Genomic DNA, 15,242 nt, shown 5'->3' with positions numbered 1-15,242 from the left:
CTATTATGGAAGCGAAAGACATCATACATCCGGAAGATGCGAAAGCGATCAAGGCGATTAAAGGGATTCCCGGATTGGAGAAAGCGATTGCTTGTTTCATGAAGTTCGGATTTGAACAACAATTCCGCGGAGAGAATTTAGGAAATATGATACGGGTCGATGCTTGGAATTACCCGGTATTGTATCATGATTTTCAAGAACTGGTTAAAAAGCTCGGCATTCGGGAACCGGAATTGTATATCTACAACTCTCCTTATATGAATGCTTATACGTATGGCGAGACCTCTACGTTTATTGCCCTTTCTAGCGGATTGATCGAGCATCTGGATCGTGAAGAACTCAAATCCGTCATAGGGCATGAGTGTGGCCATATCCTTTGTAAGCATGTGCTATATAAAACCATTCTGATTACATTGGAAGAAGCCGGATACTTATTCGGTTTGATACATAAAGGTTTGTTCTTGCCGATATATGGGGCGTTGCAATATTGGAGCCGAAAAAGCGAGTTGTCCGCTGACCGATGTGCCTCGGTCTTGGTAGGAGAGGAGGTGTTTCAATCAGCCCTTGCCAAGCTCGCTTCCGGATTGAAGAGCGATAAACGGGATAATCTGATCCGGCAGGGAAGAGCTTATGAGGAGTTTCGTAAGTCTTCTTTGTGGAATCGTTTGCAGCAAGGGTATCATACGGCTTTTTATTCTCATCCGCAGTTGTGTGTCCGGGCGTTGGAGGTGGAGCGTTGGAGATATTCTTTTCAGTATCGACATTTGTTTAGTTTGACACGTAGTTTAAGATATGAAATCAATAAGTAGAAAGGTTATGAATATACGAAAAATGAAAGAGCGGGTATATGATATTACCCAACTAGAGGAAACCCCGGAGTATTTGAGCCTTATATCCTATTTCTTCTTGAATACGTTGGAGTATCTGAAAGGTTTCATGCCTCTAAAAGAATATCGGAAAGTTTTTGAGGAAGCTTGTACGGATTTGTCTAAAGATAAATCGGGTTATAAAGTCACTGAGGTCTTGGACTCTTTGCTGGCGGCTACGTTTTACTATAAGCAGACTTTAGGGGCTTATTGGTGGCAGCAGAAAACGAAGCGAACTTTTTTCAATCTGTCGCTGCTTGATAGCTATGATTTGCTGACTGATTTGTTTATGCAGGAGACAGGTATAGAGATGGACTTCGGGGTGGACGGCTCAACCTTGTTTGAGGAGCTGGCGTTGATAGGTCATTTGACGAGTTTTCCGCGCCAGGAAATCGGGAAAGAGAGTTGTTGGATGTTGTCTAAATTGCGTGAGAATCATTTGTTGAAGTTAGAGTCTTCTTTGGAATGTGCCCTTATGCGTAATAAGAGATCGATATTCTTAGGACGTTATCCAATGGTGAAATATCTGCAAAGTATGGGATATTTCCTAAGCGTTATATTGGGAATATCCCTTTTTGTCGCTATCGCTCGTATCGCTTATAATATGTGCGTAGAGTTTCCCCTTCTACGGCTGATGTCATTGGAAAATGCCGGAAGAGCGTATGACCGCAGGATGGTAGAGGTGTTATTGCAATCTCATTCGTTTCTCACTAATGGGATAGACGTGTTCGGTAGTCGCATCCTGTTTTTCTGCTTGGCGTTTATGTTGGTCGTAGGGATCGAATACGTCGTGGAGAAGCTGAGTGATAGGATTTGACTGATTAGCAGTACGGAACCGACTTCTTTCATTCAAGTGGGTGGTAAAGTATTTATGCCGATACAAGGAGAGTATGAATGTATAAAAATAAACAGAAAAACGAAAGACAATGAAAAAGATAATATCCAACAAGGAAAAGAATCTGATTAGTAAACTGAAAAGTCAATACGATATTGTTGGGACTCTCCATCATGACATGGTTAAGGTGATCAAAGGAGGGAAGTATGGATTCGTTAATCAAAAAGGCGAACTCGTCATTCCGCTGATATATGATTGGGCAACCGTATTCGCACGCATTAAATTGTATGGGAAATGGTACATTGCTTCTTGGGTGAGATGTGGCAATTATCAAATGTTAATCAATTTGGATAATAAGCCCATTATTCAACCGATGGATGCACATACTCGTTATTATGTTATCAATGACAAGCTGTGGATACAAAATGAGCATGGATACAACCTGACCAGCCGTCGAGGAAAGTTTTTGCTTCAAACCGATTATGAACATATTATTAATGATAGATGGCGCCAACCTAAAAATATTTACTTGGTCAAGAAACAAGGGCATTTCGGAGCCATCTATATTTATTATAATAATAAAGAACGCCCTGTGTTACCTTTTGAATATGATATGTGTAACTTTTGGTGGATGCCTGGTACGGGGATTTTTATCCAAGGTTTGTTGAATGGGAAGAACGGTCTTTTCAATTTGAAGGGACAAAATGTGATACCTTGTGCTTATGATAAATTCACCTATGCCACACCTTTTCGAAAAGGATTTGTACTGGCTCATGACGCAAAGGGTGTATCTTTATATGATGGTATAAAACCTCTTAAGATATGCACTGATCCGTATGCGGTGATCGCGGAATATAGTTTTTACGATGGAAAGCAATGCTATTATACAGCCTATACGAGTGAGGAGGAGTGTTTATTGGATAAAGAGGGACGGATTCTGATGAAGGTAAACAAGCGAAAAGAGATCTCATGCTTCCACTATCTGATGTCGCAAGTTCAAGATGAATTTAGGTTTAAAAGCTTAAAAGAACTTCTTTGCTATTGCAGAAAGATGAAAGACTGGCGGGTCAGCCATGCCGATAAAGAAGAGGTCATCATCTATGCCTACTATTTTATGGAAGAGATGCTACAACAATATGCGACCCGACATGAGTTACGATATGTTCGATTCGGTTTTCTGAACCGAATGAAAGAAAATGACAAATGTTGGGGACAATGTGTCTGTGCGGATCGGCGAATTGAGTTAAACCTTTCCTTGTTGTGGCGATCGGAAAAATTCATTCGGGAAGTTATGTTGCATGAGTTAGTCCATTTGAAATATGTAAACCATCACAAAGCTTTTTATGATTTATTGGGACAACTTTCAGGCATCAGTGCCAAACAGCTGAGAAAAGCAAAGAGTAGAGCTTCATTTGATGCTTATTTAGTCGCAATGAATTGGTTTGCTATCGTCAAGCGGAAAAAGAAGGAATTGTTTATTCGGGCTGTGCAAAAGGGAATCTGTATGAATCCCACCTTAGAAAAAACGGAACTCTTATTAGAACCAATAACGAATGGAAATTCAAATGTTAATCGGATAGCGGCAGCTCAGACACGCAAGCCTGATATTGGCGGTAAAAATATAGGAGGAAGAAGGTTATAAATGAAGAGGAGCAGACACAAATTGACGGATTGGATTACGTATCTTTGATGGTCAGTTTATAGGTAACAATGTTCAACACGAGAAAAAGGTATATTATGGATGTTTTAGCAAAACAAGTGAATGATTTATTGAAAAATCAGTACGAGTTGGGTTTTCAGTACGATGAGGAGAAAGCTGAATTTTACTTTTCAATCGATATGAATCATGTTTGCTTGGATGTGAGGATTATTTGTAGGGAAGCGGATAAACAGGTACTTATGTTTGCGTATGTGCCAATCAAGATACAAGAAAGCCAATACTCGGCTGTACTTCGTCTTATCAATAAGATACAGATGGATAATTTTGATTCGGTTAGTCTGTTTATTAATGAAAACTGCAATCAACTTATGTCCCAATCGGCATTGAATGTAGGGGCGGATTTCCGTATAGACGAGGAAGTGTTTCGATTTGCGTTTTATCCGTTGGTAAGTGCGCTGGATGATCATTTTATCGAATTTATACGAATCATTTCGGCCGGAGACGAAGAACAAGTTCCGGATCTTGACCTATCAGAACTTCTCTCTCTGTCGGAACAAAATGATCCGGAAGCACAATATCGGTTGGCAATTAAGTACTACAAGGGAGAGGGGGTTGAGCAAGATCTTGGGAAGGCGATAGAGTTGTTTGGTGCTTCTCTTTCCAATGGACGAAATGAAACGGCTCATACATTGAAGGAATGTATAGATGATTTGTCGTGCAGAATAAAAGAGTTTTCAGAGACGCAAGATTATGAAAAGGCATCTTCTTTACATGCCTTGATCGATAAAAGCGAAAATTTATTGAACTTATACGGCAAGGAGTGAATTGATGCTTAAATACCCCAAAAAGGTAGATGAACTTTTTATCTTGGATTTGCTGAAAATCAATGCGTTGAATAATAAAAAAGCTTTCTCAAGTGAATAACTAACCACTTCTCGAGTGAATAACTAACGGCTGGGGGTAACCGTAAGCTTACGAGTTGGGAAGTGGTTAGTTATTCACTTGGAGAGCCTCTTATTGACGGTTTCGCATGCTGTTATTGCTTGTTCTCCATTTGATTACTCATTATGATTTCTTGAATTATCGGTGATTTCATTGGGTTATTATAACTTTTCTGTTCTATCATATCGGAGATGTTTGTTGATTATATCTTGATTCAGAATACACATTTGATTGTTGGGTTGGTGTTTGGACAGTTCTTTCAATGCGATCTCAATGGGTATCAATCCTGCCATGTTGTTTGCCCAAGCGACTGCCTGTTCACGCAGATTAGTCACATAGAATCCCTGTCCGAAATCCAAATGTTTTCGTCCAAATCTACAAATTGGATTTTCTACCTTCTCTGTACTTCCATGATATACCGTTATTTCATTCATTTTTTGTTCTCCCAATTTTTTAAACATTCAATCAAACGTTCAGCCAATACTTCACGGCTTTCGCTGTGCAACGGCTCATAGTTGGGTAAGATATAATTCTCTATCATCCCCACCCGTTCCATTCTTTGGTATATCTCATTGTAATTGGTATTCAGTTGCCTTGCTGTTGTTTCAATGCAGGTGGCAACAAAAGCCATTACTACTTGTTCTTTCGATATTTTTCTAATCTTTTCCATCTCTGCTGTTTTTTTCCTCAATTTATCTACAAAGGTTGTTTAATGATAATATTCCTCAAATCCGCCCCGGATACATTTTGGAATACGCTTAGTCCGAACTCCGGTATTACCGCAAGTACATGGTCGAATATATCCGCTTGGATTCCTTCATATTCGACCCATACCTTATTGGATGAGAAGCAATAAAGTTCGATGGGAATACCTGTATCAGTCGGTTGTAGATGCCTTACCATGCAGACTAATTCCTTACTTACCTCCGGGAGGCTTCTTAGGTAACGTACGAGATAAGCACGGAAGACACCCAGATTTGTTTGTCTACGTCCGTTCACCCAAATGGAACTATCGATATGATGCTCTTCATTGTATTCATATAATTCCTGTTCTTTTCCGTCGATGTAATCCGTGATAAGAGAGATCTTACGAAATTTCTCTAGCATTTTCGGGGTACAAAAATGTACGCTGTTCATATCGATATTGATAGAGCGCTTGATACGGCGGCCCGGGGATTCGCTCATACCTCTCCAGTTTTGGAAAGCGTCGCTTACTAAGGCGTAAGGAGGGATGGTCGTAATGGTATTGTCAAAGTTTCTTACTTTCACGGCGTTCAATGTCACCTCGATAACCGTGCCGTCCGCACCATATTTACTCATCGTGATCCAGTCCCCGGCCCGGAGCATATCATTGGCGGATAATTGGATGCCGGCAACGAAACCTAAGATCGTATCCTTAAAGACCAACATCAAGATAGCGGCAGACGCACCCAATCCGGCCAGTAAAGAAACCGGGGATTTATTGATAAGAATACTGATAATCAATATCACTCCAATAAAGAAAACCGTAACCTGCAAGATCTGTATGAAGCCTTTTAACGGCTTGTTCTTAAAGGAATCTTTTTTATTATAGATCTCGTGGATCAGATTTAAGGAAGCGTTTATAAACCTTAAAGAAACCGCTATGATATAAATCTGACAAAGTTTTTGGAGCAATATTAAAATCTTCGGTGTCTCTTCGGCTGAGAAGGCGAATGGTAACAATATATAAATCAATATGGCCGGGATCATATGCATCATCTTATTGATGATCTTACGATCCACGATTAAATCGTCCAGTTGATTTTTCGTCTTCCTCGCTAATCGTTTGAACATACCTAGGAAAATATACCGGCAACTATAATCGATCCCAACGGTGACGGCTATAATAAGTAATAAGATCACTATATTGTCTAGGTAACTGGAATTTTCGCTTATCAACCCAATTTGAACTAATAAATTATATACCCATTCTTGTATCTTGCTCATAAATACGATTTTAAACTTTAAGTAGACAATCCGGAGACGAAGATAGGAAAAATAATTCGAACACGTACTTTAGTCTGAATATTGATATACTTTCAATTCAAATTTAGGAATCATAGCGAAGAAATGATCGAATATATCCGACTGGATCCGTTCATATTCTTTCCATACTTTATTTCGGGAGAAGAAATAAATCTGGATGGGAACACCATATTCCGTGGATTGAAGTTGACTGATAATTAAATCCAAATCTTGATTTACGACAGGAAGACTTGTCAGATAACGCTCTACATATACACGGAATACTTGGGAGTTTGTAGGTACTACATCCTTATCCGGTTGGTAATCCGCTAATAAAGGAATTTCCTTGCGGAATGTATCTAGCATCTCCGGTGTACAGAACTTGATCGTATTCAAATCGAGATAAATGGACTTCATAACCCTACGTCCTCCAGACTCAACCATCCCGCGCCAGTTTTGGAAAGAACTATTTACTAGATTATAAGGCGGGATTGTTGAGATCGTATTATCGAAGTTCTGAACTTTCACGGTGTTTAGGGTTATTTCTTGAACAATACCGTTCGCGTTGGCAGAAGGCATCGTGATCCAGTCGCCGGGGCGCAACATATCATTCGCCGAAAGCTGTATACCCGCCACGAAACCTAATATGCTATCTTTAAATACCAACATAAGAATAGCTGCCGACGCACCTAATCCGGCGAAAAGGGTAGCCGGGGATTTATTGACGAGAATCGCTATAATGACAATGCCGCCAACGAAGAAAACAAGCACTTGTAATACTTGTATAAAACCTTTCATCGGCCTGTTTTTCATTTTCTCCTGTTGGTTAAACAAATCCAACATCATTAAGAGAAGACCGTTGAGCGCTAACAGCAGGGAAAATATGATATAGACCGCGCAAATCTTCTGGGAAATGAATAATAATTCCTTTCCTCGGATAAAAGCCATCGGGAGCAAAGCATATACTAAAATGCCGGGAATCGTATGTACGAGATAATGTACGACCTTACGTTTAATTAATAACGTATCCCATTTATAATGCGTATGCTTAACGATACTACGTACCCCTCCGACAAAAATAGCTTGGCATAAATAATCTAATCCGATAGCGACCGCCACTAGTAAGATGGCGATGATCGCCTCGTCAAATGTGTTCGCTATTTTCTCATCTACACCCCATCCGGTGAGGACTTTGTTCATCCAACTACCTAAATTTATCATAATAATCGTTTTTTGATATAACACTACTCTTAAAAATAGGTTCAATCCTACGTTAAATTTGCCCTTTTGTTAAGATTGCTTGTAAATGTAAGCGTATTAATCCAATTGAAAAATGTATCTTTGTGAAATAATATAAACTTAAATGGATTCCATGAGATCTCTGTTGTCAACCTCAGATTTTCTACAGGTACGAGAGCATAAATTAAGTAATGATTTGACGGTATGGTTGAATGAGGACCATAGCCAACCTAAGATATTCGGAGCCGTAGTTGTAAAAGCCGGAGCTAAAGATTCCCCTAACACAGGTATCGCGCATTATTTCGAGCATATGATGTTTAAAGGAACGGATAAGATCGGGACAATCGATTATGAGTCCGAGAAAGTCTTGCTGGACATTATCGCCGAGAAATATGACGCTTTGGCGGATACCGAGGATCCCAAGATGCGTGCCCATTTGCAGCAAATCATTAACGACCTGAGCGTACGTGCCGCTGAGTATGTAATACCGAACGAGTTCGACCGGTTGATCTCTCGTTTCGGTGGTACGAAGTTGAATGCCGGGACTTCTTACGACTATACATTATATTTCAATACATTCTCTCCGCAATATATCTCCCAATGGGCCGAGATCAATAGTGAGCGTTTGGTAAATCCCGTATTTCGTCTTTTCCAGAGTGAGCTGGAGACGGTCTATGAGGAAAAGAACATGTATGGGGACACGATGGCTAGCGTCGCCATCGAGAAATTGACAGAGCGTTATTTCTATCCGCATCCGTATGCGTATCCGATTATCGGAAGTGCGGAGAACTTGAAGAATCCCCGTCTTTCGGAGATGCGCCGGTTCTTCGAGAAATACTATGTCGCTTCCAATATGGGATTGATCTTAAGCGGGGATTTCGATTCGGAGGAGGTCTTGCCAATCTTGGAATCTACTTTTTCACGGATACGAAAAGGGAAGCCGCCCCACCGGGATATCGTTGCGCTTCCACCATTCGAGGGGCGGGAGAAAGTGAGCGTACGTATTCCTATGCCTTTCGTGAAAATTATGGCATTGGGATTCCGGGGAGTTCCCGCGAATCATCCGGATCAAGTTGCGCTCAATATCGCCGTATCCTTATTGAATAACTCCAATGGTACGGGATTTTTGGATAAGCTGACGGTAGATCATAAGGTGATGGGTGCGATGGCGGTTAACCAAAGTATGAATGAGGCTGGAATATTAGGCTTGTTGGTATTTCCGAAGTTCTTTTTCCAGACCTATGCGGCAGCCGAGAAATTAGTATGGAAACAAATCAACCGTATTAAGGAGGGGGATTTTAGCGATGAGATGTTCCAAAGCTTGAAATTGGAACAGAAACGTGAATATGCCTCCAAATTGGAAGACATAAACTCAAGGGCCGAGGTGATGATGCGTATTTTCTCTCAAGGGAAAAGCTGGCAGGATTATTTGGATGAGGTCACCCGTATCGATGCCTTGTCGAGAGAAGACGTGATTGAGGTCGCCAAGAAATATTTTACGGAGAATTATATGTACGTCACGAAGAAGACCGGACGCTATCCAAAAACGATCTTACCCAAGCCGGATTATTCACCGATTATACCGAAGAACTCCGATGCTTCCTCCGCTTATGTGGAACGTCTGGAAAAGATACCCGTACAAGAATTGAAACCGCATTTTCTCGATTTTGAGAAAGACGCCGAGGTCGTATCCTTGCGTCCGCTTGTCACGTTGTATAAGACTCATAATTCCGTAAATGATATATTCTCGCTGACACTATCTTATGGAGTGGGACAGTTGGAGCTTCGTGATCTTGATAAATTGTCCGCTTATCTACCTTTCGTAGCGACGGAATCGATGTCTTTTGAGGTCTTTCGGGGTAAATTGCAGGAACTTGGTAGTACATTGACTTTTGATTCCACGGATTCTGAGTTTCTGGTGGTGGTGAATGGTTTTGATGGGCATTTTACCCAAACAATGGCTTTGGTCGGCGATTTCTTGCGGCACGCCAAGCCAGATGACAAGAAGTTACGGCAGATTGTGGACGAGGCGAAGGTAACGGAGAAATCGTTGTTCAATTCCAGCGAGAACGTAGCCGATATGCTGTTAGAGAAAGTCAAATTTGGGGAGCAATCCCGTTATTTGACCAAATTATCGTTCGCTGAAATCAAGAAACTAAAAGGAAAGATGTTGCTGGACACTTTCAGTAAGGTACGTTCGGTCGCTTGTAACCTGCATTATTGTGGTACATTGTCTATGGAGGAGGCCGCCCGGCAGATCAAGCAGCATTTACCATTGGAGGAGGTAAGTATTCCATCGAACTCTCCCTATATTCGTGATCTTATGACGTATGATAAGCCGACTGTCTTTTTCATGGACATGGAGGATGTCACGCAAAGCATAATCTATGCCTATATGTATATCGATCCGTTGAAGGCTAAGGAAGATCGTCCTGTTTCCCGGTTGTTTAGCGCTTATTTCGGAGGGGATATGTCATCTTTGATGTTTCAGGAGATCCGTGAGTTTCGTTCGTTCGCTTATCAAGTAAATGCCCGTTTGAAACATCCTCCTTTGAATCGATCGGAGAAGCCTGCTAGTTTCGTGATGAAATTGGCTACACAGACGGATAAGATGATCGATGCGATGGAAGTGTTGGAGAATCTGGTGCATGATATGCCGGAACGTCCGGAACGGGTGGAGTCGGTGAAGCAGACGATTCGTAATTGGGTGAATAATGAATATCCTACTAGTCGCTCCCTTTCCTTGAAGATCGCCGGTTTCCGGCGTGAAGGGTACGAGAGCGATCCGAACAAGGATTATCTGGAGGTCATCGATCGGATGACTATGGAGGATATCCTTCGTTTTTATAAGGAGAATATACAAGATCATTTAATGATATATGCGATAGTCGGTAATTCAAAGAGTATGGATATGGAGAAACTCTCCAAATTCGGACAGATCGTTAAGGTAACAAGGAAAGACATTTATAAATAATGTATAGTAAGGAGGAACTGAAGAATCTCAAATTGGAGTTTTGGGAAAGCTTCGCCGCTTTTTGTGAGGTGCAACCCTATTTGCGGGGGCGTAAGAAAATTTGGACATTATATGATACGAAGGTAAAGGGCGTTGAGTTGAAATTCGACGCGAACCGCCAAGGGGCTTACGTTATTCTTGAGGTAAACCACCGTAGCGAGGATTTACGTCTGGAAATGTTTGAGCGCCTGACTTGGTATAAAGAGACCTTGGAACAGGATTTTCCCGAAGGCTTGATCTGGGATATTTGTTTTGTCCGTGAGAATGGCCGACAAGTGGCCCGTATCTATGTGGCAAAGGAAGGATTGGATTTGCATCGGAGAGCGCATTGGGGAGATTTTTTCACTTTTATGGCTAGCCAGATGTATTTGTTGGAACGAAATTTTATGGGTATAGCAGAATACTTAAGAGAATAATTACGAGATATGAATCTAAAGGTATTTATCGGAGCTTGCGTACTGTCCGGTCTGGTTGCTTGTAGCTCTGTTAAACAAGATGAGGCCGGTTTGTCCCGGCCCGGTGTGAGCCTTGAGCTAGCTCAATTCCGGAAGGAGCATTTCTCAAATGTCCGTTATAATCTTTTCTTCTCGATCCCGGAATCTCGTGACGAGGCGATCCGGGGAAAAGTGGAGCTATCCTTGCGATTAGACGAGAAACAGCCGCTTATTATTGATTTCCGCGGAGAACCGGAGCAAGTGACCTCCGTTACCTTGAACGGAGGCGATATTCCCTATGAAGTGAAAGATGAGCATATCGTGATTGCCTCAGATTGGGTAGCGGTGGGAGAGAACCGGGTAGCGATCACTTTTACTCCGGCGGATCAATCCTTGAATCGACGGGATGAGTTCCTGTATACGTTATTGGTTCCGGACCGGGCACGTACGGTATTCCCTTGTTTTGACCAGCCGGATATGAAGTCGTTTTTTACCTTGACCTTGGAAGTTCCTTCCACTTGGCAGGCCGTGGCGAATGGCGCTATCACACAAACGGATAGTACGGGCGTCTCCGGTCGGAATCGTATTTCTTTCAAGGAGACGGAACCGCTTAGTACCTACCTGTTCTCATTCGTGGCCGGTAAACTGACTCGGGAGGTTTATTCCCGGAACGGGCGGGATATCTCTATTTATCATCGGGAGACGGATCCGAAAAAGATCGCTCAATGCCCAGCCATCGCCGACGAGGTGTTCGATGCGTTGGAATGGCAGGAAGACTTTACTGGTATTCCTTATCCTTTCGCTAAATATGACGTGATTATCTTACCCGGTTTCCAATATGGGGGTATGGAACATACGGGTGCTACTTTATATACGGATCGCCGGATGTTTCTGGATGAGCATCCTACCTTAAATGAGCGATTGAGTCGGAGTTCCTTGATCGCGCATGAAACCTCTCATATGTGGTTTGGCGATTATGTAACGATGAAATGGTTTGATGATGTATGGACTAAAGAGGTTTTCGCTAATTATTTCGCTTCCCGTATCGTAGAACCTTTATATCCGGACGTGAATCACCGGTTGAATTTTATTCGGGATTATATTCCCGCGTCTTATTCGGAAGACCGTACGTCTGGCGCGAATCCGATCAAGCAAGATTTGGATAATTTGCGGAACGCCGGTTTGGTATATGGAAATATCATCTATGATAAATCTCCTGTGATTATGGAGATGTTGGTACGTGTTCTGGGAGAAGACGCTTTCCAGCAGGGAATCCGTGAGTACTTGACTACTTATGCTTATGGGAACGCTACGTGGGAGGGCTTGATCCGTATCTTGAATAAATATACGGAAGAGGATCTGGCCGCTTGGAGTGAGGTGTGGGTGAATCAGAAGGGTATGCCGGAGATTACGGCTTCGGTTAAGGACGGCGAGTTGGTCGTAGAGCAGCGTGATCCGTTGGGCCGGGGTTTAAAATGGCCGCAAGAATTAACCTATCGGGTGATCTGTGGAACGGATTCGGAAGAAATCCCGGTTTCTCTCGAAGGAAACTCTGATTCCTTCCGAATGAAATTAAGTTTTCTTCCGAATGGAAATTGTGTCATTCTTCCGAATATAAATGGGCGTGGTTATGGCTTCTTTAAAATAACAGAGGGGGAGTCTTCCGGTCTATGGTCTGTGCTTCGCTCATCGGAAGATGAGGTGTTGAAGGGATCTTTGCTGATTACCCTTTATGAGAATCTTCGTTGGAAAACGATTTCTCCGCAAGGGTTCCGTGAAGAGATGTTAGCGTATTTACCGAATGAGTCTAATTCTTTATTGTTCTCGATGGCTTTAAGCTATTTAGGAGATTGCCAGCGGATATTCCCGTCGGATTCTCGTCCGTTGGAACAGGTCTTGTGGAAGATCGTGACAACGAATCCCGTATCCCAACATCGCTTGCAGGCGTTTCGTTTGTATCGTTCGATAGCGGATTCAGAGGAGGCGGTACAATGTCTGTATACGTTATGGCAGGAACGGAAAGCTCCGAAAGATTGTGCGTTGAGCGAGAGTGATTATATTGGCTTATCCTATATGCTGGCGATGCATTTGCCGGAAAAAGCGGATAAGATTATCGCTACGCAATTATCCCGCATACAGAATCCGGACCGGAAGAAGGAGTATCAATTTATCTCCCCATCTGTATCGCCCCGCAAGGCGGAACGTGACAGTGTCTTCGCTTCCTTGTTGATCGCCGGGAATCGTAGGGTGGAGCCATGGGCCTCTTCCGCTCTCGCTAATTTGAACCATCGCCTACGAGAACAAGAGTCGGTCGCTTATATCCGTCCGGCCTTGGAAGCGATGCCGGAAGTACAGCGGACTGGCGATATCTTTTTCCCCACCGCTTGGGTTCGCTCCTTGCTTTCCGCCCATACATCGAAGGAAGCTCGGGAAGAAGTTGATGCGTTTTTTACCGCGCATCCGGACTTCCCCTTGATGCTTTCCAATAAGATTAAGCAGCAAGCGAGTCATTTGTATTAAAGTAAATCATTATCTTTGTCCTTGAGAACGAATTAATAAGAAAGGAGTATTTGTATGACGGCAATGGAACTAAAATGCCTAAAGATGGATTTGGTCGAAGAATTGTTAAGCATCGATGATAAAGACACGCTCAACCGTGTGAAGAACTATCTGAAAAAGCTGAACAATAAAATTAGGACAAAAGCCGAAGAGGAAGAAACGGAATATATTAGCAAGGAAGAAATCTTGGCAGGGATTGATGCCGGGCTGAAAGAGATGCAAGAGCGTAAGCGTAGTGGAAAGAGAGCGAAACATTTAGAAGAACTTATCAATGAATTATAGCATAGTATTTGACAAGTCGTTTGAAAAAGAGGTAAAACGTTTGAGCAAACGTTATCCTTCATTGAAATCGGATTTGATAGAGTTTCAGGAAGAGATCTATGCGAATCCCCAGATCGGGACCGATCTCGGCAACGGCCTTCGTAAAATCCGTATGCGTATCTCTTCCAAAGGACGAGGCAAAAGCGGTGGGGCAAGGGTTATCTCTTTTACGGTAGTGGTAGCCATCGATGAGACAGAGATCAACTTGCTCTACATCTACGACAAAGCAGAACGTGAATCTATAAGCTTGAAAGAGATAGAAGAGTTGCTCCGTAAGAACGGATTGAAGTAATATAGATATTGTGATAATATTTTGTCAGAAATATTTGTTCTTTCGATTATTATTGTAACTTTGCGACGTAAATAACAAAAGAAATGAAAATAACGACTACATTACATCACCATCATCATTACAGCGGGCGATAGTTCGGTGGGCTGAATGGTATGTATGTACTCATGATAAAAAGATAAAGGCTTGCCGTTTTGCGGTAAGCCTTTTTTGTTGATATTTATAATATAAAAATAAGATATAGTTATGTTGAGAATCGCAGTACAATCGAAAGGCCGTCTGTACGACGAGACCATGATGTTGCTTGAAGAAGCGGGTATTAAACTAAACAGGGGCAAACGCATTCTGTTATTATCGGCAAAAGGTTTTCCGGTAGAGGTATTATTCCTTCGTGATGATGATATTCCTCAGTCTGTGGCTAACGGTGTGGCAGATATTGGTATTGTCGGAGAGAACGAGTACGTGGAGAAAGGGCAAGAGGCGAAATTGATCAAGCGTCTGGGCTTTAGCAAGTGCCGTCTATCCTTAGCGATCCCAAAAGATGAGGAATATAAGGGGGCTGAATGGTTTGAGGGAAAAACGATCGCTACTTCCTATCCCGTGATCCTACGGTCTTTCTTAGAGGAGAGAGGCGTGAAGGCGGATATTCATGTAATCAGCGGCTCTGTGGAAATCGCCCCGGGCATTGGTTTGGCGGACGCTATCTTTGATATCGTAAGCTCTGGTAGCACTTTGGTAAGCAATCAATTGAGAGAAGTGGAGGTAGTCCTTCCTTGTGAGGCTTTATTGATTGCCAACAATAATCTATCCAAAGAGAAACTGGAGATCTTGGATGAGCTTCTATTCCGCTTCGAGGCGATTCAAGTCGCCGAGGGCAAGAAGTACGTGTTGCTGAACGCTCCGAAAGAAAAGCTGGATGAGATTATCGAGGTGCTTCCCGGTATGAAGAGCCCGACCATAACGCCTTTGGCAAACGATGAATGGGTCTCTGTTCAATCCGTGATCGCCGAGAAGCATTTCTGGGAAATTATTGGTAAGCTAAAATCATTGGGGGCTGAGGGCATCTTGGTGCTTCCGATCGAGAAAATGATTGTATAA

General features: G+C 42.4%; 14 protein-coding genes. 10 read left to right on the top strand and 4 right to left on the bottom strand.

Annotation, left to right across the window (positions count from 1 at the left end):
• Positions 1–5 precede the first annotated feature (5 nt).
• From DWY79_RS16060 to DWY79_RS16045, 4 genes are all read left to right on the top strand, one after another.
• The gene (locus DWY79_RS16060) at positions 6–809 is read left to right on the top strand and encodes a M48 family metallopeptidase (protein ID WP_122369722.1); all 804 of its coding nucleotides are present in this window, start codon (positions 6–8) and stop codon (positions 807–809) included.
• Between the two features lie 7 nt (positions 810–816).
• The gene (locus DWY79_RS16055; RefSeq protein WP_147431807.1) at positions 817–1,683 is read left to right on the top strand and encodes a hypothetical protein; all 867 of its coding nucleotides are present in this window, start codon (positions 817–819) and stop codon (positions 1,681–1,683) included.
• Positions 1,684–1,792: 109 nt separating this feature from the next.
• The gene (locus DWY79_RS16050) at positions 1,793–3,343 is read left to right on the top strand and encodes a WG repeat-containing protein (RefSeq protein WP_122369718.1); all 1,551 of its coding nucleotides are present in this window, start codon (positions 1,793–1,795) and stop codon (positions 3,341–3,343) included.
• A gap of 95 nt (positions 3,344–3,438) precedes the next feature.
• The gene (locus DWY79_RS16045) at positions 3,439–4,185 is read left to right on the top strand and encodes an SEL1-like repeat protein (RefSeq protein ID WP_122369716.1); all 747 of its coding nucleotides are present in this window, start codon (positions 3,439–3,441) and stop codon (positions 4,183–4,185) included.
• Between the two features lie 279 nt (positions 4,186–4,464).
• Here the strand turns inward: DWY79_RS16045 and DWY79_RS16040 are convergent, their stop codons facing one another.
• The 4 genes from DWY79_RS16040 to DWY79_RS16025 form a co-directional block, all read right to left on the bottom strand.
• A complete protein-coding gene (locus DWY79_RS16040) occupies positions 4,465–4,737 on the bottom strand; it encodes a DUF3990 domain-containing protein (RefSeq protein ID WP_034531272.1) in 273 nt (90 codons plus the stop codon).
• The gene (locus tag DWY79_RS16035) at positions 4,734–4,973 is read right to left on the bottom strand and encodes a DUF3791 domain-containing protein (RefSeq protein WP_008772246.1); all 240 of its coding nucleotides are present in this window, start codon (positions 4,971–4,973) and stop codon (positions 4,734–4,736) included. Before DWY79_RS16035 ends, DWY79_RS16040 begins: the two co-directional genes overlap by 4 nt.
• Before the next feature lie 26 nt (positions 4,974–4,999).
• A complete protein-coding gene (locus DWY79_RS16030) occupies positions 5,000–6,271 on the bottom strand; it encodes a mechanosensitive ion channel family protein (protein WP_122369714.1) in 1,272 nt (423 codons plus the stop codon).
• A 69-nt stretch (positions 6,272–6,340) separates the two neighbouring features.
• Positions 6,341–7,510, bottom strand: a complete 1,170-nt coding sequence (locus DWY79_RS16025) for a mechanosensitive ion channel family protein (RefSeq protein WP_008772244.1) — start codon at positions 7,508–7,510, stop codon at positions 6,341–6,343.
• A 142-nt stretch (positions 7,511–7,652) separates the two neighbouring features.
• Between DWY79_RS16025 and DWY79_RS16020 the strand changes: the two genes are divergently transcribed.
• From DWY79_RS16020 to hisG, 6 genes are all read left to right on the top strand, one after another.
• Entirely contained in the window at positions 7,653–10,502 is a 2,850-nt protein-coding gene (locus tag DWY79_RS16020) for a pitrilysin family protein (protein ID WP_122369712.1), read from the top strand.
• Complete coding sequence (locus DWY79_RS16015) at positions 10,502–10,957, top strand: DUF4268 domain-containing protein (protein ID WP_005857205.1); 456 nt, start codon at positions 10,502–10,504, stop codon at positions 10,955–10,957. The genes DWY79_RS16020 and DWY79_RS16015 overlap by 1 nt, the downstream gene beginning before the upstream one ends.
• A 9-nt stretch (positions 10,958–10,966) precedes the next feature.
• Positions 10,967–13,495 (top strand): M1 family aminopeptidase, encoded by a 2,529-nt coding sequence (locus tag DWY79_RS16010; RefSeq protein ID WP_122369710.1) that lies wholly within the window; start codon positions 10,967–10,969, stop codon positions 13,493–13,495.
• Between the two features lie 54 nt (positions 13,496–13,549).
• Entirely contained in the window at positions 13,550–13,816 is a 267-nt protein-coding gene (locus DWY79_RS16005; protein WP_036615828.1) for a hypothetical protein, read from the top strand.
• Complete coding sequence (locus DWY79_RS16000; protein ID WP_044544649.1) at positions 13,806–14,147, top strand: type II toxin-antitoxin system RelE/ParE family toxin; 342 nt, start codon at positions 13,806–13,808, stop codon at positions 14,145–14,147. Before DWY79_RS16005 ends, DWY79_RS16000 begins: the two co-directional genes overlap by 11 nt.
• Positions 14,148–14,390: 243 nt before the next feature.
• Positions 14,391–15,242, top strand: coding sequence for an ATP phosphoribosyltransferase (gene hisG, locus DWY79_RS15995; RefSeq protein WP_005857196.1), 852 nt, complete (start codon positions 14,391–14,393; stop codon positions 15,240–15,242).

The organism is Parabacteroides sp. AF27-14 (genome assembly GCF_003635425.1).
GTDB lineage: Bacteria > Bacteroidota > Bacteroidia > Bacteroidales > Tannerellaceae > Parabacteroides > Parabacteroides distasonis.
Note: the sequence above shows the minus strand (reverse complement) of the source record. Positions and strands in the feature narration are given on the sequence as shown.

Excerpts from the sequence above, each read along its gene's own strand:
- DWY79_RS16000 (WP_044544649.1), top strand. The coding sequence starts at position 13,806 with ATGAATTATAGCATAGTATTTGACAAGTCGTTTGAAAAAGAGGTAAAA.
- DWY79_RS16030 (WP_122369714.1), bottom strand. The coding sequence starts at position 6,271 with ATGAGCAAGATACAAGAATGGGTATATAATTTATTAGTTCAAATTGGG.
- DWY79_RS16035 (WP_008772246.1), bottom strand. The coding sequence starts at position 4,973 with ATGGAAAAGATTAGAAAAATATCGAAAGAACAAGTAGTAATGGCTTTT.
- DWY79_RS16055 (WP_147431807.1), top strand. The coding sequence starts at position 817 with ATGAATATACGAAAAATGAAAGAGCGGGTATATGATATTACCCAACTA.
- DWY79_RS16040 (WP_034531272.1), bottom strand. The coding sequence starts at position 4,737 with ATGAATGAAATAACGGTATATCATGGAAGTACAGAGAAGGTAGAAAAT.
- hisG (WP_005857196.1), top strand. The coding sequence starts at position 14,391 with ATGTTGAGAATCGCAGTACAATCGAAAGGCCGTCTGTACGACGAGACC.
- DWY79_RS16015 (WP_005857205.1), top strand. The coding sequence starts at position 10,502 with ATGTATAGTAAGGAGGAACTGAAGAATCTCAAATTGGAGTTTTGGGAA.
- DWY79_RS16045 (WP_122369716.1), top strand. The coding sequence starts at position 3,439 with ATGGATGTTTTAGCAAAACAAGTGAATGATTTATTGAAAAATCAGTAC.
- DWY79_RS16025 (WP_008772244.1), bottom strand. The coding sequence starts at position 7,510 with ATGATAAATTTAGGTAGTTGGATGAACAAAGTCCTCACCGGATGGGGT.
- DWY79_RS16010 (WP_122369710.1), top strand. The coding sequence starts at position 10,967 with ATGAATCTAAAGGTATTTATCGGAGCTTGCGTACTGTCCGGTCTGGTT.
- DWY79_RS16020 (WP_122369712.1), top strand. The coding sequence starts at position 7,653 with ATGGATTCCATGAGATCTCTGTTGTCAACCTCAGATTTTCTACAGGTA.
- DWY79_RS16060 (WP_122369722.1), top strand. The coding sequence starts at position 6 with ATGGAAGCGAAAGACATCATACATCCGGAAGATGCGAAAGCGATCAAG.
- DWY79_RS16050 (WP_122369718.1), top strand. The coding sequence starts at position 1,793 with ATGAAAAAGATAATATCCAACAAGGAAAAGAATCTGATTAGTAAACTG.
- DWY79_RS16005 (WP_036615828.1), top strand. The coding sequence starts at position 13,550 with ATGACGGCAATGGAACTAAAATGCCTAAAGATGGATTTGGTCGAAGAA.